Source organism: Burkholderia sp. IMCC1007, from assembly GCF_027257875.1.
Lineage (GTDB): Bacteria > Pseudomonadota > Gammaproteobacteria > Burkholderiales > Burkholderiaceae > Burkholderia.
Genome location: NZ_JAPVQY010000093.1, coordinates 1 through 20,000 on the forward strand (window position 1 = coordinate 1; position 20,000 = coordinate 20,000).

The 20,000-nt window shown below is 66.2% G+C and carries 18 protein-coding genes and 1 rRNA gene (1 of these 19 running past the window's edge); 6 read left to right on the top strand and 13 right to left on the bottom strand.

What is annotated here, in order from left to right; all coding sequences use genetic code 11:
• Positions 1 to 35: 35 nt before the first annotated feature.
• A complete protein-coding gene (locus O1Q03_RS38150; RefSeq protein WP_269510889.1) occupies positions 36 to 608 on the bottom strand; it encodes a flavodoxin family protein in 573 nt (190 codons plus the stop codon).
• Between O1Q03_RS38150 and O1Q03_RS38155 the strand changes: the two genes are divergently transcribed.
• Positions 592 to 858, top strand: coding sequence for a hypothetical protein (locus O1Q03_RS38155; RefSeq protein WP_269510891.1), 267 nt, complete (start codon positions 592 to 594; stop codon positions 856 to 858). The two genes, O1Q03_RS38150 and O1Q03_RS38155, sit on opposite strands and share 17 nt — an antisense overlap.
• Here O1Q03_RS38155 and O1Q03_RS38160 read toward each other — a convergent pair.
• Positions 846 to 1,448: a YbhB/YbcL family Raf kinase inhibitor-like protein gene (locus O1Q03_RS38160; RefSeq protein ID WP_269510893.1), complete on the bottom strand. Its 603-nt coding sequence runs from the start codon at positions 1,446 to 1,448 to the stop codon at positions 846 to 848. The two genes, O1Q03_RS38155 and O1Q03_RS38160, sit on opposite strands and share 13 nt — an antisense overlap.
• A gap of 239 nt (positions 1,449 to 1,687) precedes the next feature.
• The gene (locus O1Q03_RS38165; RefSeq protein WP_006752465.1) at positions 1,688 to 2,374 is read right to left on the bottom strand and encodes an orotate phosphoribosyltransferase; all 687 of its coding nucleotides are present in this window, start codon (positions 2,372 to 2,374) and stop codon (positions 1,688 to 1,690) included.
• 459 nt (positions 2,375 to 2,833) lie between these two features.
• On the opposite strand from O1Q03_RS38165, the gene O1Q03_RS38170 reads away from it, so the two are divergent.
• Positions 2,834 to 5,104: an NADP-dependent malic enzyme gene (locus O1Q03_RS38170; protein ID WP_269510895.1), complete on the top strand. Its 2,271-nt coding sequence runs from the start codon at positions 2,834 to 2,836 to the stop codon at positions 5,102 to 5,104.
• Positions 5,105 to 5,293: 189 nt separating this feature from the next.
• Here O1Q03_RS38170 and O1Q03_RS38175 read toward each other — a convergent pair whose 3' ends face one another.
• On the bottom strand, positions 5,294 to 8,884 hold the full coding sequence (locus tag O1Q03_RS38175) for an indolepyruvate ferredoxin oxidoreductase family protein (RefSeq protein WP_269510897.1): 3,591 nt from the start codon (positions 8,882 to 8,884) through the stop codon (positions 5,294 to 5,296).
• Positions 8,885 to 9,203: 319 nt separating this feature from the next.
• On the opposite strand from O1Q03_RS38175, the gene O1Q03_RS38180 reads away from it, so the two are divergent.
• A complete protein-coding gene (locus tag O1Q03_RS38180; protein WP_269510899.1) occupies positions 9,204 to 9,398 on the top strand; it encodes a hypothetical protein in 195 nt (64 codons plus the stop codon).
• A 132-nt stretch (positions 9,399 to 9,530) separates the two neighbouring features.
• Here the strand turns inward: O1Q03_RS38180 and hppD are convergent, their stop codons facing one another.
• Positions 9,531 to 10,628 carry a 4-hydroxyphenylpyruvate dioxygenase gene (gene hppD / locus O1Q03_RS38185; RefSeq protein ID WP_269510901.1) on the bottom strand — a complete coding sequence of 366 codons (1,098 nt, stop codon included), beginning with the start codon at positions 10,626 to 10,628 and terminating at the stop codon, positions 9,531 to 9,533.
• Between the two features lie 211 nt (positions 10,629 to 10,839).
• Between hppD and O1Q03_RS38190 the strand changes: the two genes are divergently transcribed.
• On the top strand, positions 10,840 to 11,364 hold the full coding sequence (locus tag O1Q03_RS38190; RefSeq protein ID WP_096508218.1) for an Lrp/AsnC family transcriptional regulator: 525 nt from the start codon (positions 10,840 to 10,842) through the stop codon (positions 11,362 to 11,364).
• A 70-nt stretch (positions 11,365 to 11,434) separates the two neighbouring features.
• On the opposite strand, the gene O1Q03_RS38195 is transcribed toward O1Q03_RS38190, so the two are convergent.
• The 8 genes from O1Q03_RS38195 to paaA form a co-directional block, all read right to left on the bottom strand.
• Positions 11,435 to 12,082, bottom strand: coding sequence for a GNAT family N-acetyltransferase (locus tag O1Q03_RS38195; RefSeq protein ID WP_269510903.1), 648 nt, complete (start codon positions 12,080 to 12,082; stop codon positions 11,435 to 11,437).
• A 233-nt stretch (positions 12,083 to 12,315) separates the two neighbouring features.
• Complete coding sequence (locus tag O1Q03_RS38200) at positions 12,316 to 12,921, bottom strand: TetR/AcrR family transcriptional regulator (protein ID WP_269510905.1); 606 nt, start codon at positions 12,919 to 12,921, stop codon at positions 12,316 to 12,318.
• Positions 12,922 to 12,943: 22 nt separating this feature from the next.
• Positions 12,944 to 13,759, bottom strand: coding sequence for a DUF1835 domain-containing protein (locus tag O1Q03_RS38205; RefSeq protein ID WP_269510907.1), 816 nt, complete (start codon positions 13,757 to 13,759; stop codon positions 12,944 to 12,946).
• Positions 13,760 to 13,888: 129 nt separating this feature from the next.
• Entirely contained in the window at positions 13,889 to 14,953 is a 1,065-nt protein-coding gene (gene paaE / locus O1Q03_RS38210) for a 1,2-phenylacetyl-CoA epoxidase subunit PaaE (RefSeq protein ID WP_269510917.1), read from the bottom strand.
• 124 nt (positions 14,954 to 15,077) lie between these two features.
• Complete coding sequence (paaD, locus tag O1Q03_RS38215) at positions 15,078 to 15,641, bottom strand: 1,2-phenylacetyl-CoA epoxidase subunit PaaD (protein WP_269510909.1); 564 nt, start codon at positions 15,639 to 15,641, stop codon at positions 15,078 to 15,080.
• A 27-nt stretch (positions 15,642 to 15,668) separates the two neighbouring features.
• A complete protein-coding gene (gene paaC / locus O1Q03_RS38220; RefSeq protein ID WP_269510911.1) occupies positions 15,669 to 16,472 on the bottom strand; it encodes a 1,2-phenylacetyl-CoA epoxidase subunit PaaC in 804 nt (267 codons plus the stop codon).
• Positions 16,473 to 16,481: 9 nt separating this feature from the next.
• Entirely contained in the window at positions 16,482 to 16,766 is a 285-nt protein-coding gene (gene paaB, locus O1Q03_RS38225) for a 1,2-phenylacetyl-CoA epoxidase subunit PaaB (protein WP_011546649.1), read from the bottom strand.
• 36 nt (positions 16,767 to 16,802) lie between these two features.
• Positions 16,803 to 17,801 (bottom strand): 1,2-phenylacetyl-CoA epoxidase subunit PaaA, encoded by a 999-nt coding sequence (paaA, locus tag O1Q03_RS38230; protein WP_269510913.1) that lies wholly within the window; start codon positions 17,799 to 17,801, stop codon positions 16,803 to 16,805.
• A 199-nt stretch (positions 17,802 to 18,000) separates the two neighbouring features.
• Between paaA and O1Q03_RS38235 the strand changes: the two genes are divergently transcribed.
• A complete protein-coding gene (locus O1Q03_RS38235; RefSeq protein WP_269510915.1) occupies positions 18,001 to 19,266 on the top strand; it encodes an SGNH/GDSL hydrolase family protein in 1,266 nt (421 codons plus the stop codon).
• 567 nt (positions 19,267 to 19,833) lie between these two features.
• Positions 19,834 to 20,000: ribosomal RNA gene (locus O1Q03_RS38240) — 16S ribosomal RNA — on the top strand (it continues 1,366 nt past the right edge of the window).

Genomic DNA, 20,000 nt, shown 5'->3' on the forward strand with positions numbered 1-20,000 from the left:
GAGGCCGCGCGAGCGGGCAGGCACCGCGGGCGCGCTCAGCGGCCGCCGGCCACCCAGCGGGCCGTCGCTTCGGCGACGCGCCGGCCGAACGCCTTCGCGGTCTCGAGGTCGCCCGGCAACGGGCCCTCGTCGGGCGTCGCGTCCGCCGGCGACTGCGCGAGCAGGCCCGTGAAGCCGCCGACGTAGTTGATGTCGTTGCGCGTGGCCGCCTTCGAGTTGGCCGGCATCATGCCCGTGCCGACCCACACCATCCCATGTTGCATCGCCAGCGTGACGAAATACTGAATCGTCGAGAATTTGTCGCCGTTCATCGTCGCCGAGTTCGTGAAGCCCGCGGCGATCTTGTCCTTCCACTTCTGCGCGAACCACGGTTTCGACGTTGCGTCGGCAAACTGCTTGAACTGCGCGGACGGGCCGCCCATGTAAGTCGGCGCGCCGAACACGATTGCATCGGCGGCGTCGAGCGCGGCCCAGCTCGCGTCGTCGAGCTCGCCGACGGCGATCAGGCGTGCGGTGGCGCCGGCGTCCTGCGCGCCCGCGTGAACGGCGTCGGCCAGTTTCTGCGTGTGACCGTAGCCGCTGTGATAGACGATGACGATGTTCGACATGAAGCGTTCTCCGGAAAGGGACGACGACGGCAGGCGCTGCGGCCTGCCGCGTCACGCGTCGCGATCGGGCGGCGCGGCGGATGCGCGGCGGGATGCCGCGACCGGTGCAGCGAGTCTAGCAAGCCGGAATGACGGGAAAAACGCGCGCCGCGCGCGCACTGAAATTCGTCGCCGTGGGGAATCGGCCAAGTGGTCAAGCGCCCGGCGCAGTGCGGCGCATGCGATGGGCGCGCTCGGCTATTGCCCGTAAGTGACCGTGAGCCGCGCGGTGCCGATCGTGAGCGTGCCGATCTCGTGCTCGAACATCGGCGCGGGGCGACCCTGCGACACGCGCAGATCCGTTCCCTTCAGCGCGTAGACGGTGATCACGTAGCGGTGCGGTTTGCCGGGCGGCGGGCACGGGCCGCCGTAGCCGTCGGTGCCGAAGTCGTTGCGCGCCTCGCTCGCGCCGATGCGCCGCAGGAAGCCGGACGCGCTCGCATCGGCGGGCAGGCTCGTGACGGTCGCCGGAATGCCGGCGACGGCCCAGTGCCACCAGCCGTTGCCCGGTGCGTCGGGATCGAAGATCGTGACCGCGTAGCCGCGCGTGCCGGCGGGCGGATTGCGCCACGTGAGTTGCGGCGAGCGGTTTTCGCCCGTGCAGTCGCCGCGATCGAACACGTGCGCGCGGCCGACGCGGCCGCCCGGCGTGAGGTCGTCGCTCGACACGGTGAACGGGCCTTCGGCCCGCGCGGGCCGAATGGCGAATGCGCCGCAGACGGCGACGCAGAGAAGGACGGCGATGAACGCAGGCGGACGACCCGAGGGCGCAGGCGAAGTGATCCGGCGATCCACACGCATAAGGCGCTTCTCCCGTCACGTAGGCCGGCCGACGAGCCCGGCGTTTGTTGGCGTTGTGCGTAGCTCGCGCAGCTGATCGCGGCGATGGATCAAGTCTAGCATTAGGGTTCCATGAGCGACGCACGTCGCGGCGTGCGATCTCGATCGTTCCTGATGCGGATCGACGGACGAAAAAAAACCGCTCGCGACGAAGCGAGCGGCTTTGTCAGCCAGGTGCCGGCCTGCATGCCGGCGTGGCGTCATTCCTTCGGGGCCGTCGCGCCGCCGTGCGCCGCCGACCACTCGGCCGGTGCGTGCAGGAATTTCTCGACTTCGTCGAGCGTCTTCGTCTCGAAGTAGCCCGATGCCTTCGCGACGCGCAGCACGTCCCACCACGTGGCGAGCGCGTGCAGGTCGACGTCGATGTCCTTCAGGACCGACACGCTTTCCTTGAAGATGTTGTAGTGGAACAGCACGAAGCAGTGGTTCACCGTCGCGCCGGCGGTGCGCAGCGCGTTGACGAAGTTGATCTTGCTGCGGCTGTCGGTCGTCAGGTCTTCCACCAGCAGCACGCGCGAGCCTTCTTCCAGATGGCCTTCGATCTGCGCGTTGCGGCCGAAACCCTTCGGCTTCTTGCGCACGTACTGCATCGGCACCATCATGCGATCCGCGAGCCATGCCGCGAACGGGATGCCGGCCGTCTCGCCGCCCGCCACCGAGTCGATCTGCTCGAAGCCGACGTCGCGCATGATCGTCGTTTCCGCCATTTCCATCAGCGCACGGCGCACGCGCGGATACGAGATCAGCTTGCGGCAGTCGATGTAGACGGGGCTCGCCCAGCCGGACGTGAAGATGAACGGTTTTTCGGCGTTGAAGTGCACCGCCTGCACTTCGAGCAGGATTTTGGCGGTCGTATCCGAGATCGACTGACGATCGTAGCCTGTCATGGGCATTCCTTGGGTGATGAGCGAAGATCGGGCGCGGGCCCGGTGGCGCAGCAAGGGGAACCTGCCCGAAGGGCGGGGCGCGATCGGAGCGCCGATCGCATCGCTGCGCGCGTAGCCCGCTATTTTACCCGATTCAGGCCGGTTTTCGGCGGAATTCGCGCAGGTTCGGCACGCCGCTCACCACCGGCGAAACAAATGGGGCGCGACCACATCGACGGTGACGCCGCGGATGCGGCGCTGCACCAACAGCTGTCATTTAGGGGGTGTACACTAGGCGACCCTAAGAAATCGTTCAGTACTTTGTACTTTCCTCTTGCCATCCGCCAAGGTTCGATGGTGTGCCGATCCGGCGCGTCGCGGGCCGTCTCGCAGTCGACTATCCCCTCGATTCAAGCAGACGCGGCCGAAGGTGCTGTGTACTGAGTCGTCAATATTTCGCATGTCTCTCGCAGGTCAATCATGGACGAACAACTGAAGCAGGCCGCTCTCGCTTATCACCTGAACCCGAAACCCGGCAAGATTTCGGTCACCCCGACCAAGCCGCTGTCGAACCAGCTCGACCTGTCGCTCGCGTATTCGCCGGGCGTCGCCGCCGCGTGCGAGGCGATCCACGCCGATCCGCTCGACGCGCAGAAGTACACGTCGCGCGGCAACCTCGTCGGCGTCATCACGAACGGCACCGCCGTGCTCGGCCTCGGCAACATCGGGCCGCTGGCCGCGAAGCCGGTGATGGAAGGCAAGGGCTGCCTGTTCAAGAAGTTCGCGGGCATCGACGTGTTCGACATCGAATTGTCGGAGTCGGACCCCGACAAGCTCGTCGAGGCGATCGCGATGCTCGAGCCGACGCTCGGCGGCATCAACCTCGAGGACATCAAGGCGCCGGAATGCTTCTACATCGAGCAGAAGCTGCGCGAGCGCATGAAGATCCCCGTCTTCCACGACGACCAGCACGGCACCGCGATCATCGCGTCGGCCGCGATCCTGAACGGCCTGAAGGTCGTCGGCAAGAACCTCGCCGACGTGAAGCTCGTGTGTTCGGGCGCCGGCGCGGCAGCGATCGCGTGTCTGGACCTGCTGGTGAACCTCGGCCTCACGAAGTCGAACATCCTCGTCGCCGATTCGAAGGGCGTGATCTACGAAGGGCGCGGCAACCTCGATCCGTCGAAGCAGCGCTATGCGGCGACCACCGACGCACGCACGCTCGCCGACGCGATCGTCGGCGCGGACGTGTTCCTCGGCTGCTCGAGCGCGGGCGTGCTGAAGCAGGACATGGTCAAGACGATGGGCGAGCGCCCGCTGATCCTGGCGCTCGCGAACCCGGAACCGGAAATCCGCCCGGAAGACGCGAAGGCCGTGCGCCCGGACGCGATCGTCGCGACCGGCCGTTCGGACTATCCGAACCAGGTCAACAACGTGCTGTGCTTCCCGTTCATCTTCCGCGGCGCGCTCGACGTCGGCGCGACGACGATCACGGAAGAAATGAAGCTCGCGTGCGTGCGCGCGATCGCCGAGCTGGCCCAGGAAACGGACCAGAGCGAGGAAGTCGCGAAGGCGTATGAAGGCCATTCGCTCGAGTTCGGCCCGGACTACCTGATTCCGAAGCCGTTCGACCCGCGCCTGATCATCAAGATCGCGCCGGCCGTCGCTCAAGCCGCGATGGATTCGGGCGTCGCCACGCGTCCGATCCAGGACATGGACGCGTACCGCGAGCAGCTCGGCGCGACCGTCTACCGCACCGGCATGGTGATGCGCCCGGTGTTCGCGACCGCGAAGACGAAGCAGGCGCGCATCGTGTTCGCCGAAGGCGAAGACGAGCGCGTGCTGCGTGCCGCGCAGTTCGTGCTGCTGGAGAAGATCGCGAAGCCGATCATCATCGGCCGTCCGTCGGTCGTCGAGATGCGTCTGCAGAAGATCGGCTCGAAGCTGAAGGCCGGCGTCGATTTCGAGATCGTGAACCCGGAAGACGACACGCGCTATCACCGCTACTGGCAGGCCTATCACGACATCGGCGCGCGCGACGGCGTGACGCCGGAAGTCGCGAAGGCCGCGCTGCGCAAGTTCAACACGCTGATCGGCGCGATGCTCGTGCACCTGGGCGATGCGGACGGGATGATCTGCGGGATGATCGACACGTACCACACGCACCTGAAGTTCATCGAGCAGGTGCTGGGCCGTGCGAAGGGCGCCGAGCACTACGCGGCGATGAACCTGCTGATGCTGCCGGGCCGCAACCTGTTCCTGTGCGACACGTACGTGAACGAGCTGCCGAGCGCGGAACAGCTCGCCGACATGACGATCCAGGCTGCGGCCGAGATCGAGCGCTTCGGCATCACGCCGAAGGCCGCACTGCTGTCGAACTCGAACTTCGGCAGCGCGCCGTCGGCGTCGTCGCGCCGCATGGCGGAAGCTCGCAAGCTGATCAGCGAGCGTGCACCGAACCTCGAAGTCGACGGCGAAATGCACGGCGACGCGGCGCTGTCCGAAGCGGTCCGCAAGGCTGCATTCCCGGGCACGACGCTGTCGGGCGAAGCGAACCTGCTGATCATGCCGAACGTCGAAGCGGCGAACATCGCGTACAACCTGCTGAAGATGGTCGGCGGCGAAGGCGTGACGGTCGGCCCGTTCCTGCTCGGCGCAGCGAAGCCGGTTCACATCCTGACGCCGGCCGCGACCGTGCGCCGGATCATCAACATGACGGCGGTCGCCGCCGCGAACGCGAACACGAAGTAAGTTCGCGCCCGCGTGTGCCGCGCGTCGTGCGCGGCGCAATGAAAAACGCCACGGAACCCTGCGTTCCGTGGCGTTTTTTATGGGCTTTCCGTGAACCGCGGCCGCGCTCGCGCCTGCGGCAGTGCGGGCCGGGCCGGGCGGGGCGCGGGGCGGGCGTGCCGACCGCGAACGCCCGCTCCGCGTTTGCCGTTACGCGACCTGCTGGCGCGACTGGCCGCCCGTCGGCGAACGCCACTGCGTGAGCAGCGTGTTCCACTTCTGGCGCACCGCGCGCAGGTTGTTCTCCTTCACGTGGCCGTAGCCGCGAATGCCGTCCGGCAGCGCCGCGAGCTCGACTGCGAGCGGGCGGTTGGTTGCATCGAGCTTGGCCAGCACTTCGCCGATCAGCGCTTCGTACTCGCCGATCAGCGCGCGTTCGGTGCGGCGCTCCGCGGTGCGGCCGAACGGGTCGAGCCCCGTGCCGCGCAGGAACTTCGCCTTCGCGAGCAGCCGGAACGCCGACATCATCCACGGGCCGTACGCCTTCTTCACGAGATGGCCGTGGGCGTCCGTCTTCGCGAACAGCGGCGGCGCGAGGTGGAATTTCAGCTTCCACTCGCCTTCGAACTGCGCGGTCAGGCGCGCGAGGAACGCGGGATCGGACTGCAGCCGCGCGACCTCGTATTCGTCCTTGTACGCCATCAGCTTGAACAGGTTGCGCGCGACCGCTTCGGTCAGCGGCTCCTGCACCGTGTCGCCGTCCGCCAGCGCGCGCTCGGCGGCGCGCACCTTGTCGACGAATGCCGCATAGCGCGATGCATACGCGGCGTTCTGGTACGCGGTCAGGAATTCCACGCGCTTCGCGATCAGCGCGTCGACCGCCTTCTTCGTGTGCAGCGAGATCACCGTGGCGCCCTGCGCGGGTCGCGCGTCGCCGGCCGCGGCCTGCTTCACGCTCGCCAGGTCGTACGCGGCGCGGCGGCCCCAGTCGAACGCCGCGCGGTTCTTGTCGACCGACACCGCGTTCAGCTCGATCGCGCGTTCGAGCGACGCGAGCGTCAGCGGCAGCCAGCCCTTCTGCCACGCGTAGCCGAGCACGAACGGGTTCGTGTAGATCGCGTCGCCGAGCAGCGCGACCGCGAAGCGGTTCGCGTCGATGAAATCGACCGCCTCGCCGGCCGCCGCACGGATGTCGTTCTCGGCGGACAGGCCCGGGAACGCCCAGTTAGGGTTCTTGATGAACTCGGCGGTCGGCGTCTGCGCGCTGTTGACGACCACGCGCGTCGCATCGTGCCGCATCCGCGACGTGCATTCGTCGCCGGCCGTGACGATCGCGTCGCAGCCGATCACGAGGTCGGCTTCGCCCATCGCGATCCGCGTTGCATGGATGTCGGTCGGCGCGTGCGAGATCTGCACGTGGCTCATCACGGCGCCGCCCTTCTGCGCGAGGCCCGTGACGTCGAGCACGGTCACGCCCTTGTTCTCCAGGTGCGCGGCCATCCCGAGCAGCGCGCCGATCGTGACGACGCCCGTGCCGCCGACGCCGGTGACGAGCACGCCGTACGCGCGGTCGATTGCCGGCAACGTCGGTTCGGGAATCGGCGGCAGCGCACCGCCGTCGACCGCCACTGCTTTCGGCTTCTTCAGCTGGCCGCCCTCGACCGTGACGAAGCTCGGGCAGAAGCCCTTCACGCACGAAAAGTCCTTGTTGCAGCTCGACTGGTTGATCTGGCGCTTCGTGCCGAATTCGGTTTCCAGCGGCTCGACCGACAGGCAGTTCGACTGCACCGAGCAGTCGCCGCAGCCTTCGCACACCGCGTCGTTGATCACGACGCGCTTGGCCGGGTCCGGATACGTGCCGCGTTTGCGGCGGCGGCGCTTCTCGGTCGCGCAGGTCTGGTCGTAGATCAGGATCGTCGTGCCTTCGATCTCGCGCAGCTCGCGCTGCACGTCGTCGAGCTGGTCGCGGTGATGGATCGTCACGCCCGGCGCGAGCAGCGCCTTCTGGCTGTCGTACTTCTCCGGCTCGTCGGTGACGATCACGATCTTCTTCGCGCCTTCGGACGCGAGCTGATGCGTGATCTGCGGCACCGTCAGCACGCCGTCGACCGGCTGGCCGCCCGTCATCGCGACCGCGTCGTTGTAGAGGATCTTGTAGGTGATGTTCGCCTTCGACGAGATCGCCGCGCGCACCGCGAGCAGCCCCGAATGGAAATAGGTGCCGTCGCCGAGGTTCGCGAACACGTGCTTTTCTTCGGTGAACGGCGCCTGGCCGATCCACGGCACGCCTTCGCCGCCCATCTGGCTGAAGGTGCTCGTGCTGCGGTCCATCCATACGGTCATGTAGTGGCAGCCGATCCCGGCGATCGCACGCGAGCCTTCCGGCACGTTGGTCGACGTGTTGTGCGGGCAGCCCGAGCAGAACCACGGCTTGCGCTCGGTCTGCACGTGCGGCTTCGCGAGCGCCATTTCCTTCGCGTTGATCACCGCGAGCCGCGCGGCGATGCGCGCGCGCACGTCGGACGGCAATTCGAACTTCTCGAGCCGCGTCGCGATCGCTTTCGCGATGATCGCCGGCGACAACTCGTAGTGTGCGGGCAGCAGCCAGTTGCCCATCGGCACCGACCATTCGCCGCCGGCGCCGTCCTTCTCGTCGAACTTGCCGAACACGCGCGGGCGTTGCGCGTCGGGCCAGTTGTACAGCTCTTCCTTGATCGCGTATTCGAGGATCTGGCGCTTTTCCTCGACGACCAGGATTTCATCGAGGCCGCGCGCGAACGCCTGCGCGCCTTGCGCTTCGAGCGGCCACACACAACCGACCTTGTAGAGCCGGATGCCGATCCGCGCGCAGGTTTCGTCGTCGAGGCCGAGGTCGGTCAGCGCCTGGCGCACGTCGAGGTACGCCTTGCCGCCGGTCATGATCCCGAAGCGCGCGTGCGGCGAGTCGATCTCGATCCGGTCGAGCTTGTTCGCGCGCACGTAGGCGAGCGCCGCGTACCACTTGTAGTCGAGCAGCCGTGCTTCCTGCACGAGCGGCGGGTCCGGCCAGCGGATGTTCAGCCCGCCTTCCGGCAGGATGAAATCGGTCGGCAGCACGATCTCGGTGCGATGCGGGTCGATGTCGACCGATGCCGACGATTCGACCACGTCGGTCACGCACTTGAGCGCGACCCATAGGCCCGAGTAGCGGCTCATCGCCCAGCCGTGCAGGCCGAAGTCGAGATATTCCTGCACGTTCGACGGGAACAGCACCGGCAGCCCGCAGGCCTTGAAGATATGTTCGGACTGGTGCGCGAGCGTCGACGATTTCGCCGCGTGGTCGTCGCCGGCGAGCACCAGCACGCCGCCGTGCTTCGACGAGCCGGCCGAGTTCGCGTGCTTGAAGACGTCGCCGGTGCGATCGACACCCGGGCCCTTGCCGTACCACATGCCGAACACGCCGTCGTGCTTCGCGCCGGGGTACAGGTTCACCTGCTGCGAGCCCCACACGGCGGTGGCGGCGAGATCTTCGTTCAGGCCGGGCTGGAAGACGATCTGGTGGGCGGCGAGGTGCTGCTTGGCCTTCCACAGCGACAGGTCGAGGCCGCCGAGCGGAGAGCCGCGATAACCGGAGATGAAACCGGCCGTATTGAGGCCGGCGGCGCGGTCGCGTTCCTGCTGGAGCATCGGCAGGCGCACCAGCGCCTGGATGCCGCTCATGTACGCGCGGCCGCGTTCGAGCGTGTATTTGTCGTCAAGCGTGACGGACTTCAGCGCGGCTTCGAGCGACGCGCGTTGGCCTGCGTCTAGCGGGGCATTCATTAACTGTCTCCTCCACCCAGTTTGGGATCACCAAAACTTCAGTTGCTTCGACGTCTTGTGAACGTGTCGGCAGTGGCCGGCATATTGGCCGGTTTTGAGTGATGGTAGCACTGGGATAAACCCGTCGCCCACCGGCCGGCGTGCCGCGGCGCATCAGCGAAATCGCGCGGGATGCTGAGTTACATCATGTAAAAGCATGTAAAGCTGTCCCCATCATCGTACAAATGCCGTTAATCTTGTCGGCCTGCCGGAGGTGCCCGGCCGCGTCGGCCCGCTTCGACGCAACCGGGGAGGCGCCGGCAGTTTTAAAGGAGGTGCAATGAACACACGTCATATCCAGAGTTTCCTGATCGTGTCCGCCGCGTTTCTCGCGATGACCGGCCCGGTGCACGCGCAAGGCGCGAGCGCGCTGGCGGCAGCCGGCGCACAGATGCGTCAGATCGCGGCGGCGCAGGACGCCGACGCGCAGCCGGCGGCCGCACACGCCGTCGCGCCGAAGGCGAGCGTGCGTTGATCCGTTCGCGCGGCCGTCGGGCCGCGCCGGAACGACAAAAGGGCGGGAATCTTGCGATTCCCGCCCTTTTTCTTTGGGCCGCCGGTTTGCTGGCGGTTCACGCGGACGCCCGGGCTACCCCGGACACTGGCGTCAGGCCTTGTCCTGCACCACGCCGCGGCGGATCTGGTCGAGTTCGATCGATTCGAACAGCGCCTTGAAGTTGCCTTCGCCGAAGCCCTGGTTGCCCTTGCGCTGGATGATCTCGAAGAAGATCGGCCCGATCTGGTTCTCGGTGAAGATCTGCAGCAGCAGGTCGTCGCGCGCGCCGTCGATCAGGATCTTGCGCTTCTTCAGCTCGTCCAGCGATTCGCCGTGGTTCGGCACGCGGCGGTCGACCAGCTCGTAATACGTGTCGATCGTGTCGAGCAGCTTCACTTCCTTGCTGCGCAGGCCGTCGACCGCGCCGTAGATGTCGTTCGTGCCGAGCGCGATGTGCTGGATGCCTTCGCCGTGGTACGCGTCGAGGTATTCCTGGATCTGGCCGGCCGTGTCCGAGCCTTCCTCGTTGATCGGGATCCGGATCTTGCCGCACGGCGACGTCATCGCCTTCGACTTCACGCCCGTCACCTTGCCTTCGATGTCGAAGTAGCGCACTTCGCGGAAGTTGAACAGGCGCTCGTAGAACTCCGCCCATTCCTGCATGCGGCCGCGATGCACGTTGTGCGTCAGGTGGTCGATATAGGTGAGGCCGTGGCCGGCCGGATTCGGGTTCGCGCCGGCGATCGGCTCGAAGTCGACGTCATAGATGCTGATGTCGCCGATCGCGCCCGGCTGCGCGCCGTTCTTGCCGCGCCAGCGGTCGACGAAGTAGATCAGCGAATCGCCGATGCCTTTGATCGCCGGGATGTTCAGCTCCATCGGGCCCGTCTTGTTGTCGAAGCCCCATGCGCCCAGTTCGAGCGCGTGCTTGTATGCCTTCGCGGCGTCCTGTACGCGGAACGCGATCGCGCAGATCGACGGGCCGTGCAGGCGCGCGAAGCGTTGTGCGAACGAGTCGGGTTCGGCGTTGATGATGAAGTTGATGTCGCCCTGGCGGTAGACCGTCACGTCCTTGTGGCGATGGCGTGCGATCGCGGTGAAACCCATCCGTTCGAACAGTTGTCCGAGCGCTTTCGGATCCGGTGCGGTGTATTCGATGAATTCGAAGCCGTCGGTGCCGACGGGGTTTTCCCAGTTGGGGATCTGCATGCCGTGTCTCCAGTGTGCTGTGCGATTCGCCCGGGCGTGACGGGCTCGGGCCGGTTCCATGTCGAACGTGGCGCGCGCTGTGACGCGCGCAACGAATCGGTTCATGCGACAAAGTGTAGCGGGCAGGCCGGAGCGTAAACTTGCGAACTTAAGCGCGTGTGCCTACGATGGCGCAATTTCCAGTCTCGAAATAATTGGTGGAGGGCAGAAAATGGCGCAGGTCGAATTGGATGCGATCGACCGGCGGATTCTCGCGATTCTTCAGCAGAACGGCCGCCTGTCGAATCAGGAAATCGCCGAGCGGGTGAACCTGTCGCCGAGCCCGTGCCTGCGGCGCATCCGCCGGCTCGAGGAGATCGGCGTGATCACCGGCTACGTTGCGCTGCTGGATCCGCAGAAGCTCGGCCTCGATCTGCTCGCGTACGTGAGCGTGCGGCTCGAGAAGCGCGGCGGCTTGGCGCCGGTGCGGGCCGACGAGACCTCGGCGCGCGCGGGCGCGACCCACGCGGAGCTGTTCCGCGCGGCCGTGCAGACCTGGCCGGAAGTGGTCGCATGCCACGCGATGACGGGCGACATGGACTACCTGCTGCGCGTGCAGGTCGAGGACATGGCGCATTTCTCCCGCTTCGTGCAGGAGCATCTGCTGCACCATCCGTCGGTGATCGACGTGAAGACCAGCTTCTCGCTCGAATGCTTCAAGGAGACGACGGCGTTGCCGATCCGCTCGGTGCGCTAGCGCGCGGCGCCTGCAGAAAGGAAAAGGAGCAGACCGGGCGGGCGCCGTGCGGCAGCCCGGTCTGCCGACATCACGCCGTCGCTGCGGCGGGCATCAGCGATTCGATGAACTTCGACGTGCGGTGGGCCTGGCGCTTGAGCGCGTAGTCGAACACCGCGGCTTGTTCCTGCAGCATCTCGGCGATGATCGTCGAGTGGTCGGCCGGCGGCAGCGACAGGTACGCATCGGCTTCGCCGTACGCATACTCGATGCGCATCCCGGATTTCTTCGCGATGTGCATCATCGTTGCATTGCGCGACAGGCAGTGCATGTACAGCATCGTCACGCGCGTGTTGCGGCTGCGGATGGCCGCGCGCTCGAACAGCTTCGAGCCGACGCCGCGGCCGCGCGCGCTTTCGAGCACCGACACGCCGAATTCCGCCGTGCGCTTGTCGCCGTCGGCCGGCAGGTACGCCAGGTGGCCGACGCCGATCAGCGCGAGCGTGTGGTCGAACACGCCGAATACCGTGTCGCGACCGAAGTCGAGCGTACGGACATAGTTCTCGATCACGTGGTCGGGCACCATCTGGCCGAAGCGCAGCAGGCGGTCCTCTTCGTCGAGCGAGAGAAAGTGGGTGAGCATTCGCTCACGATCTTTGGAAGCCAGTTCCCTGACGAGAACCGGCGCATTGGCGGCATCGCCGACAGCATCGGCACGGCCGTTGAATTGCGTGTTCATCGTGGGTTCCTCAGTATGTGACCGCACAACGGGTTGTGCATTGCAGCAGCATTTTACCCGAGCGGGGCGACGAGATTGGGGAAAACCCGTACTTTGTCTTGAGGATGAATTCTAAATCTGCTTAGTTAATAAGCTATCTAATTGATTTTATGGCGATTTAAAATTCGTCGTATGGAATGTGCGGCGGGGTGCCGCACTGTACCCACCGCGCAACGCATGCTGCTACGCGGCAATCAGGCGGCCGGCGCCAGCCCGCGTTCCATCAGGTCGATGACCTGCTCGGCGAAGTCGCGGTAGCCGAGGCGGCCGCCCGGCTTCAGCCATGTGAACGTCCAGTTGATCATCCCGAACACCATCATCGTGACCGACGTCTGGTTTTCCTTCGAGATCCGGTCCGGATAGGCGCGCGCGAGCTGACGCGAGAAGGCCGCGACGATGTCGCGCTGGCGGTCGAGCACGATTTCGCGCTGCGCGTCCTCCAGATATTTCACGTCGTTGAGCAGCGCGACATGGCGGCTGTGCGACGTCTCGTACTCGGCGAGGAACGCGCGCACGAGTTCGGCGAACGCGTCCCGCTCGCTGAGCCCGCGCCGCTGGCTCGCGCCCTCGACCTCCGCGATGATCAGCATCAGGCGCTTCGTGTAGCGATCGAGCAGGTCGAACAGGATCGCTTCCTTGCTCTCGTAATAGTGATAGAGGCGTGCCTTCGACGTGCCGCTCGCGGTCGCGAGATCGGACATCGACGTGCTCGGGTAGCTCGTCTGCGCGAATTTCTCGGCGGCGAGATCGAGGATCTGCTCGCGCTGGGATTCGTGGTCGGGCGCTCGGGTACGGGCCATGGTCGAATGCTGAAGAGTAGCGTTAGCGATGCGCGGCTGCCGCGCGCACCTGCGTGGAAGAGAAGGCGATCGGCGCGTCGTCCTGCAGCTCGAGCCGTCCGGCCGCCGCGAGTTCGCGGCAGCGCCACCAGGCGATCGAGTCGCTGACGAACAAACCGCCGCGATCGGCCCCGGCCATGATGCCGCCGACCAGCTGTCGCGCGGGCAGCCAGCCGGGTTCCGCATGCGTGACGATCAGTGCGTCGAGGTCCGCGTACTGGCCGCTCTTGATCGTGTTGCTGACCCAGTAGCGCAGCTCGGCATTCAGGTGTTTCGCCTCCTGCCATTCGAGCGCGAGGCGGCCGATGCGCAGCACCGAGATCGGCGCGGCCACCGGCCGTTTGCGCGCCAGCGCCGCGGGCGAGAACATGCCGGTCGAACAGGCCTGGTCGCTGCGGGCCAACGCCGCGCGCTCGGGCGCGTCGAGGTCGGCCGTGGACAGCCGCACCTCGTTCAGGCGCTGCGGCACGTTGCGCAGATGATAGGCGACCCGCCGCAGCAGCAGCTTGTCGCCGACGCTCGGCGCATGCCAGACGACCACCTGCCCCGTGCCCATCGCGAGCTGGTCGAGGCGTGCGAATTCCTGTTCGATTTCCGCGTTCCAGTCGGGAACCTGATCGCCGAGCACGCGCTGCCAGAAGGCGGCGCGCGTGTCGGGCGTCTCGTCGGCGCCCTTCAGCGGCCCGACGGCGAGATCGTCGAGCAATCCGACGACATGCTCGTCGCGTCCGGCTTGGGCGAGGGCCTCGCGCAGCGACGCGGCGGCGGTGCCGCCCTGAATCACGTGAATGGTACTCATCGGCCTGTCATCAACAAAAGAAAACCGCCGGCCGGGCGGACGTTGCAACGTCCACCCGGCCGGCGGCCCCTAGTGTAAGCGAGATGTGTGACGACGAGAAACCGCCGCGGCGCGCCGGTGCGACGCCGCTCAACGCTCGTCGAAGCTCACGACGACCTTGTCGCTGATCGGGTGGCACTGGCACGTGAGCACGAAGCCGTCCTTCACTTCGTGTTCCTCGAGCGTGTAGTTCTTCTCCATCCGGACTTCGCCTTCGACCACCTTCGCGCGGCACGTGCAGCACACGCCGCCCTTGCAGGCATACGGCAGTGCGAGGCCCGCGCGCAGGCCGACGTCGAGCAGGCTCACGCCTTCGTACGGCAGGCGCAGCTTGCGCTTCTTGCCGTCGAGCACGATTTCGAGGTCCGCCGCCGGCGTCTGCTCGGTGATCTCGACGACGGGCGCGCCGGCCTGCGGCAGCGGCGTGCCGAAGCGCTCGACGTGCACCTTGGCCTGCGGCACGCCGGCCGCCTTCAGCGCGGCTTCGGCCGCGTCCATCATCGGCGCGGGGCCGCAGATGAACGCTTCGTCGATCGCGTCGGCCGGCATCAGCGTGGCGAGGAATTCCGCGCATTTCGCCTGGTCGAGCACGCCGTTGAACAGCTCGACGTCCTGCAGATCGTCCGACAGCACGTGATACAGGACGAAGCGGTTCATGTAGCGGTTCTTCAGGTCCTCGAGCTCCTCCGCGAACATGATCGCGTCGACGCTGCGGTTGCCGTAGATCAGCGTGAACGTGCTGCGCGGCTCGAGTTCGAGCGTCGTCTTCACGATCGCGAGCACCGGCGTGATGCCCGACCCGCCGGAAAACGCGACGTACTGCTTGCCGTGGTCGGCGTTCAGGTGCGTGAAGAAGCGGCCGTCCGGCGTCATCACGTCGATCGTGTGGCCCGGTTTCAGCGTGTCGAACGCGAAGTTCGAGAAGCGGCCGCCGCGCACGCGCTTGATGCCGACGCGCAGTTCGCCGTCGCGGTCGTAGTCGGTCGTGCCGACGCAGATCGAGTACGAGCGGCGCGTTTCCTCGCCGTCGATGTGGGTCTTCAGCGTGACGAACTGGCCTTGCGTGAAGCGGTACGCGTCGCGCAGCTCGGGCGGCACGTCGAAGGAGACGGTCACCGCGTCGGCGGTCTCGGGCCGCACGTCGCGGATACGCAGCGGATGAAATTGCGGGGTCGACGACGACCCCCGCCGGGCTGCTTCGCGCGACGGAGCGGCTTCCGGGGAATGGGAGGGCTGCGCCTCGCCAAGCGAACGAAGAGAGCGTGGGGGCTGGTTCATCTCAGTAAGGTTTGAAGTAGTCGAAGGGTTCGCGGCAGTCGACGCAGCGATACAGCGCCTTGCAGGCCGTGGATGCAAATTGCGCGAGACGCTCGGTATTGGCCGAGCCGCAGCGCGGGCACACGGGCGCCGCGACGGGCCGCGGCACGAAGCGCACGACGTTTTCCCGCGGCGCGGCGCTGCCGCACTGGCCGACGGGCGGCGCGATGCCGTACGCGCGCAGCTTGTCGCGCGCCTCCTGCGTGATCCAGTCCGTCGTCCACGCAGGGGCGAGCACCGTCTCGATCCGGTGCGGCGGCAGGTCGGCGGCCTGCATCGCCGCGGCGATGTCCTCGGCGATCTGCGACATCGCGGGGCAGCCGGAGTAGGTCGGCGTGATCACGACTTCGAGCAGGCCGTCGTCCGCACGACGCACGTCGCGCAGGATGCCGAGCTCGCGGATCGACACGACCGGGATTTCGGGATCGGGCACCGCTTCGAGCACGTCCCACGCGCGCGCGAGCAACGGATCGTTGCGCTGCGCGGCGGGCGCGGCGTCGGTGGGGGCGGCGGTCTGGACGGACATCGTCGGGCTCTCCGTTGGGTCGGTCGATTACCAGGTCGCGCCGGGATGCTGGCGCGCGAGGCTCTGCATTTCCGCGAGCAGGTAACCCATGTGTTCCGAGTGCTCGCCTTGCTTGCCGGTGCTCACGTGCTGCACGGGTGCCGGCAGGGTCAGCGTCGCTTCCGCGAGCGCGTCGTCGACCTGCGCGCGCCATGCGGCTTCGAGCGCGGCCGGCGCCGGGGCGATGCCCGATGCGGCGACGGCGTCGTCGATCGCGTCGGCGGCGAAGAATTCACGCGTGTACGGCATCAGATAGTCGAGCGCGGCCTGCGCGCGGCGATGCGATTCGTCGGTGCCGTCGCCGAGGCGCACCAGCCATTCGCGCGCGTGCTGCACGTGATAGCGGGTTTCCTTCACCGATTTCGCGGCGATCGCGGCGAGTTGCACGTCCGTCGACGTTTCGAGCGCGGTCCACACGTGCAGCATCAGCGTCGCGTAGAGGAAGTTGCGCACGATCGTCACCGCGTAGTCCTTGTCGGCGTGCGCGGTGCCGGCGAGCGGGCCGTAGTGCGGCAACTCGGCGAGCGTGAAGTTCGCGAACTCGCGCTCGGTGCGGAAGTATGCGTAATCGTCTTCCGTCTTCGCCGCGCCGTTGAGCTGGCGTTCGAGTTCGGCGGCGTGCGTGTACAGCATGCGCGCCTGGCCGATGAGATCGAGGCTCATGTTGGTGAGCGCGATGTCTTCCTCGAGGACGGGGCCGTGGCCGCACCATTCGGCATTCCGCTGACCGAGGATCAGCGCGTTGTCGGCAAGGCGCAGCACGTAGGAGAGGTGTTCGGGCGTGATCGTCATGGCGCGGCGTTACATGTGGTTGACTTCGTCGGGCAGCGTGTAGAACGTCGGGTGACGGTAGATCTTGTCGCCCGCCGGCTCGAACAGCTCGGCCTTCTCGGCCGGATCCGACGCGGTGATCGCCGACGACGGGACCACCCAGATGCTCACGCCTTCCTGGCGGCGCGTGTAGACGTCGCGCGCCATGCGCAGCGCCATCGTCGCGTCGGCGGCGTGCAGGCTGCCGCAATGCTTGTGGTCGAGGCCCTGCTTGCTGCGCACGAACACTTCCCAGATCGGCCATTCCTTGTTCATCACTCTCTCCTGAATCCTGTATTCGATGATTGCCGCTCAGGCGGCGTGCTGTTCGGCGCGGGCGCGGCGCTTCGCTTCGTGCGCGAGCGCGGCTTCGCGCACCCATGCGCCGTCGTCGTGCGCCTTCACGCGGGTCGCGAGGCGTTCCTTGTTGCACGGGCCGTCGCCGTTGACCACGCGCCAGAATTCATCCCAGTCGATCGTGCCGTAGTCGTGGTGGCCGCGCGCCTCGTTCCATTTCAGGTCCGGGTCGGGCAGCGTCACGCCGAGTACTTTCGCCTGGTCGGCGGTCGCGTCGACGAATTTCTGCCGCAGGTCGTCGTTCGAGATCCGCTTGATGCCCCATTTCGCGGACTGGCTGCTGTGGACCGACTCGGCGTCGCTCGGGCCGAACATCATCAGCACCGGCCACCACCAGCGGTTCACCGCTTGCTGGACCATCGCGCGTTGCGCGTCGGTGCCCTTCATCATCGACAGCAGCGCGTCGAAACCCTGGCGCTGGTGGAACGACTCTTCCTTGCACACGCGGATCATCGCGCGCGCGTACGGGCCATACGTGCAGCGGCACAGCGGGATCTGGTTCATGATCGCCGCGCCGTCGACGAGCCAGCCGATCACGCCGACGTCGGCCCAGGTCGGCGTCGGATAATTGAAGATGCTCGAATATTTCGCCTTGCCGGCATGCAGCGCGTCGATCAGCGAATCGCGCGATACGCCGAGCGTTTCCGCGGCGCTATATAGATAGAGGCCGTGGCCGGCTTCGTCCTGGACTTTCGCGAGCAGGATCGCCTTGCGCTTCAGGCTCGGCGCGCGTGAAATCCAGTTGCCTTCCGGCAGCATGCCGACGACTTCCGAGTGCGCGTGCTGCGAGATCTGGCGCACCAGCGTCTTGCGATAGGCATCGGGCATCCAGTCCTGCGGTTCGATCTTGCCGTCCGCGGCCATGATTGCGTCGAACCGCGCTTGCTCGGGCGACTCGGCTGCGGCGTCGAGTGGCGCGACGTTGCCGGGGATGTCGAGGGATTGCGTGTACATGGCGGAGTTCTCGTCCGGTTGAATGTGTGCGAAGTATAAACCAACCGACCGGTCGGTTAATAAATTTCTCGCGGATTTTCGGCGAGATTCGGGTAAACGAGGGCCATCGGGGCACGATCGCCGCGGGTGAAGGCGGCCCATCGCGTGAGACGGGTAGCTTCTGCGGCACAATGCCCGCTTTCCGATGAGGATTTCGCCGATGTCATTCCGAAGCAGTTTCGTCGCGACCGTGCTGGGCGCGTCCGTTTTCCTGTCGCCGCTCGCGGTGTCGGCCGCGCCGGCCGGGTGGGTCGCAGCGTGGGCGACCGCGTTGCAGCCGATTCCCGACCTGGCTGCACCGCCGCCGCTCTATCACGCGCCAGATGTGGCCGGGCGGACCGTCCGGCAGATCGTCTACCCGACGGTATCGGGGCGTGCTGCGCGCATTCGCGTCAGCAACGCATACGGCCGCGCGCCGCTGGTGATAGAGGGCGCCGGCGTTGCGCGTGCGGGCGACGGTGCCGCCCTGGCCGACCGTTCGGTTGCGCCGGTGCGCTTCGGCGGCAACGCGTCGGTGACGCTCGCGCCGGGCCAGGAACTCGAAAGCGATCCGGTGGCGATCGACGTGACGGCCGGGCGACCGTATGCGATCAGTCTCCGGATGGGAGCGAACCAGCGGATGACCGTCTGGCACCGCGTGTCGAATCAGTTCAACTACGTGTCGGCGCCGGGTGATCATGTGGACGATCCGGGCGCCGACGCATTCCGTACCCGTTTTACTCAATATGCATGGGTGACGGAGCTGGCGGTCGAGGCGGGTTCGGCGCGGGCGAGTGTCGCGGCGATCGGCGACTCGATTACCGACGGGCTGCGTTCGAGCCTGAACCGGAATCATCGCTGGCCGGACGCGCTGACGCGGCGGTTGACTGCGTCGGGTGCGGATTCGCTCGGCGTGGTGAACCTCGGCATCAGCGGGAACCGGCTGCTCAGCGACTCGGCGTGCTACGGCACGTCGCTGGCGTCGCGGTTCGAGCGAGATGCACTGTTGCGCTCGGGCGTGAAGGCCGTGATCGTGCTGATCGGCATCAACGACATCAACTTCGCGGCGATGCCGCCGCGCGCGGGGCTCGATTGCGACAACCCGCATACGCAGGTCACGGCCGCGTCGTTGATCGATGGCTATCGCCGGCTGATCGAGGCCGCGCATCGCCGGGGCGTGAAGGTATTCGGTGCGACGCTCACGCCGGCGGCGTTGCCGCCTGGACGCGAAGCGATCCGGCTCGAGGTCAACCGGTGGATCCGGAGCGGCGGCGGGTACGACGGTGTGGTCGACTTCGATGCGATATTGCGCGACCCGGCGCGCCCGAGCGTGCTGCAGCACCGGTACGACAGCGGCGACGGCATTCACCCGAGCGATGCCGGTTACGCGGCGATGGCCGAAGCGGTGCCGGTGGAGCAGCTGCAGGCTGCGGCCCGCAGCAAGTGATGTCGGCTTATATATAGAGGGACGCGTTACGGGCGACGTCGGATTCGCAGCCTGCGCGGTGCCCGTTGCCTCCAAAGCCTCCGTGCGCGGCAGCGCACGGAGGCTTTTTCAAAATATTTTCACAAAGGGCTTGCGGAGAAGGAGGCCGGTGCTTAGAATCACGCCTCTTTCGCGCTAACGGAAACGCAGCGCGGGAGACAAGAAGGGAAGCGGTGCGGTCGAGGTTGCTGTCGAGCCTTGGCGCACAAGGAGTTGAACCCCAACCGTCGCAACGAAGTAGTTAAAAAAGTTGTTGACGAGTTGAAAAAGACGGTTCATAATCTCGCTTCTCTGCTGCTGAAAACGCAGCGCTGCTGAGAAACGCGAAGTTCCTCGCAGACATGCTCTTTAAAAATTAACAGCCGATAAGTGTGGGCGCTTGATGAAAGCGAGCTGATCCTCGGATCAGATAGCAAAAGTATCAAGAGTCTCACGCTAAAGTAAGTCAGGTTTATGAAGTGATTCATATTCCTGTCAGCTTTGAGTGAGCGACCGGTTCTTAACCGAACCGAAAACAGTAACAGGTTTAAACTGAAGAGTTTGATCCTGGCTCAGATTGAACGCTGGCGGCATGCCTTACACATGCAAGTCGAACGGCAGCACGGGTGCTTGCACCTGGTGGCGAGTGGCGAACGGGTGAGTAATACATCGGAACATGTCCTGTAGTGGGGGATAGCCCGGCGAAAGCCGGATTA

Bases quoted from the DNA above. Each gene is read 5' to 3' on its own strand.
- paaA (WP_269510913.1), bottom strand. From the start codon at position 17,801: ATGTACACGCAATCCCTCGACATCCCCGGCAACGTCGCGCCACTCGAC.
- O1Q03_RS38160 (WP_269510893.1), bottom strand. From the start codon at position 1,448: ATGCGTGTGGATCGCCGGATCACTTCGCCTGCGCCCTCGGGTCGTCCG.
- paaC (WP_269510911.1), bottom strand. From the start codon at position 16,472: ATGACGATCACGCCCGAACACCTCTCCTACGTGCTGCGCCTTGCCGAC.
- O1Q03_RS38195 (WP_269510903.1), bottom strand. From the start codon at position 12,082: ATGAACACGCAATTCAACGGCCGTGCCGATGCTGTCGGCGATGCCGCC.
- O1Q03_RS38165 (WP_006752465.1), bottom strand. From the start codon at position 2,374: ATGACAGGCTACGATCGTCAGTCGATCTCGGATACGACCGCCAAAATC.
- O1Q03_RS38175 (WP_269510897.1), bottom strand. From the start codon at position 8,884: ATGAATGCCCCGCTAGACGCAGGCCAACGCGCGTCGCTCGAAGCCGCG.
- O1Q03_RS38150 (WP_269510889.1), bottom strand. From the start codon at position 608: ATGTCGAACATCGTCATCGTCTATCACAGCGGCTACGGTCACACGCAG.
- hppD (WP_269510901.1), bottom strand. From the start codon at position 10,628: ATGCAGATCCCCAACTGGGAAAACCCCGTCGGCACCGACGGCTTCGAA.
- O1Q03_RS38190 (WP_096508218.1), top strand. From the start codon at position 10,840: ATGGCGCAGGTCGAATTGGATGCGATCGACCGGCGGATTCTCGCGATT.
- O1Q03_RS38235 (WP_269510915.1), top strand. From the start codon at position 18,001: ATGTCATTCCGAAGCAGTTTCGTCGCGACCGTGCTGGGCGCGTCCGTT.
- paaB (WP_011546649.1), bottom strand. From the start codon at position 16,766: ATGAACAAGGAATGGCCGATCTGGGAAGTGTTCGTGCGCAGCAAGCAG.
- paaD (WP_269510909.1), bottom strand. From the start codon at position 15,641: ATGTCCGTCCAGACCGCCGCCCCCACCGACGCCGCGCCCGCCGCGCAG.
- O1Q03_RS38200 (WP_269510905.1), bottom strand. From the start codon at position 12,921: ATGGCCCGTACCCGAGCGCCCGACCACGAATCCCAGCGCGAGCAGATC.
- O1Q03_RS38155 (WP_269510891.1), top strand. From the start codon at position 592: ATGACGATGTTCGACATGAAGCGTTCTCCGGAAAGGGACGACGACGGC.
- O1Q03_RS38180 (WP_269510899.1), top strand. From the start codon at position 9,204: ATGAACACACGTCATATCCAGAGTTTCCTGATCGTGTCCGCCGCGTTT.
- O1Q03_RS38205 (WP_269510907.1), bottom strand. From the start codon at position 13,759: ATGAGTACCATTCACGTGATTCAGGGCGGCACCGCCGCCGCGTCGCTG.
- O1Q03_RS38170 (WP_269510895.1), top strand. From the start codon at position 2,834: ATGGACGAACAACTGAAGCAGGCCGCTCTCGCTTATCACCTGAACCCG.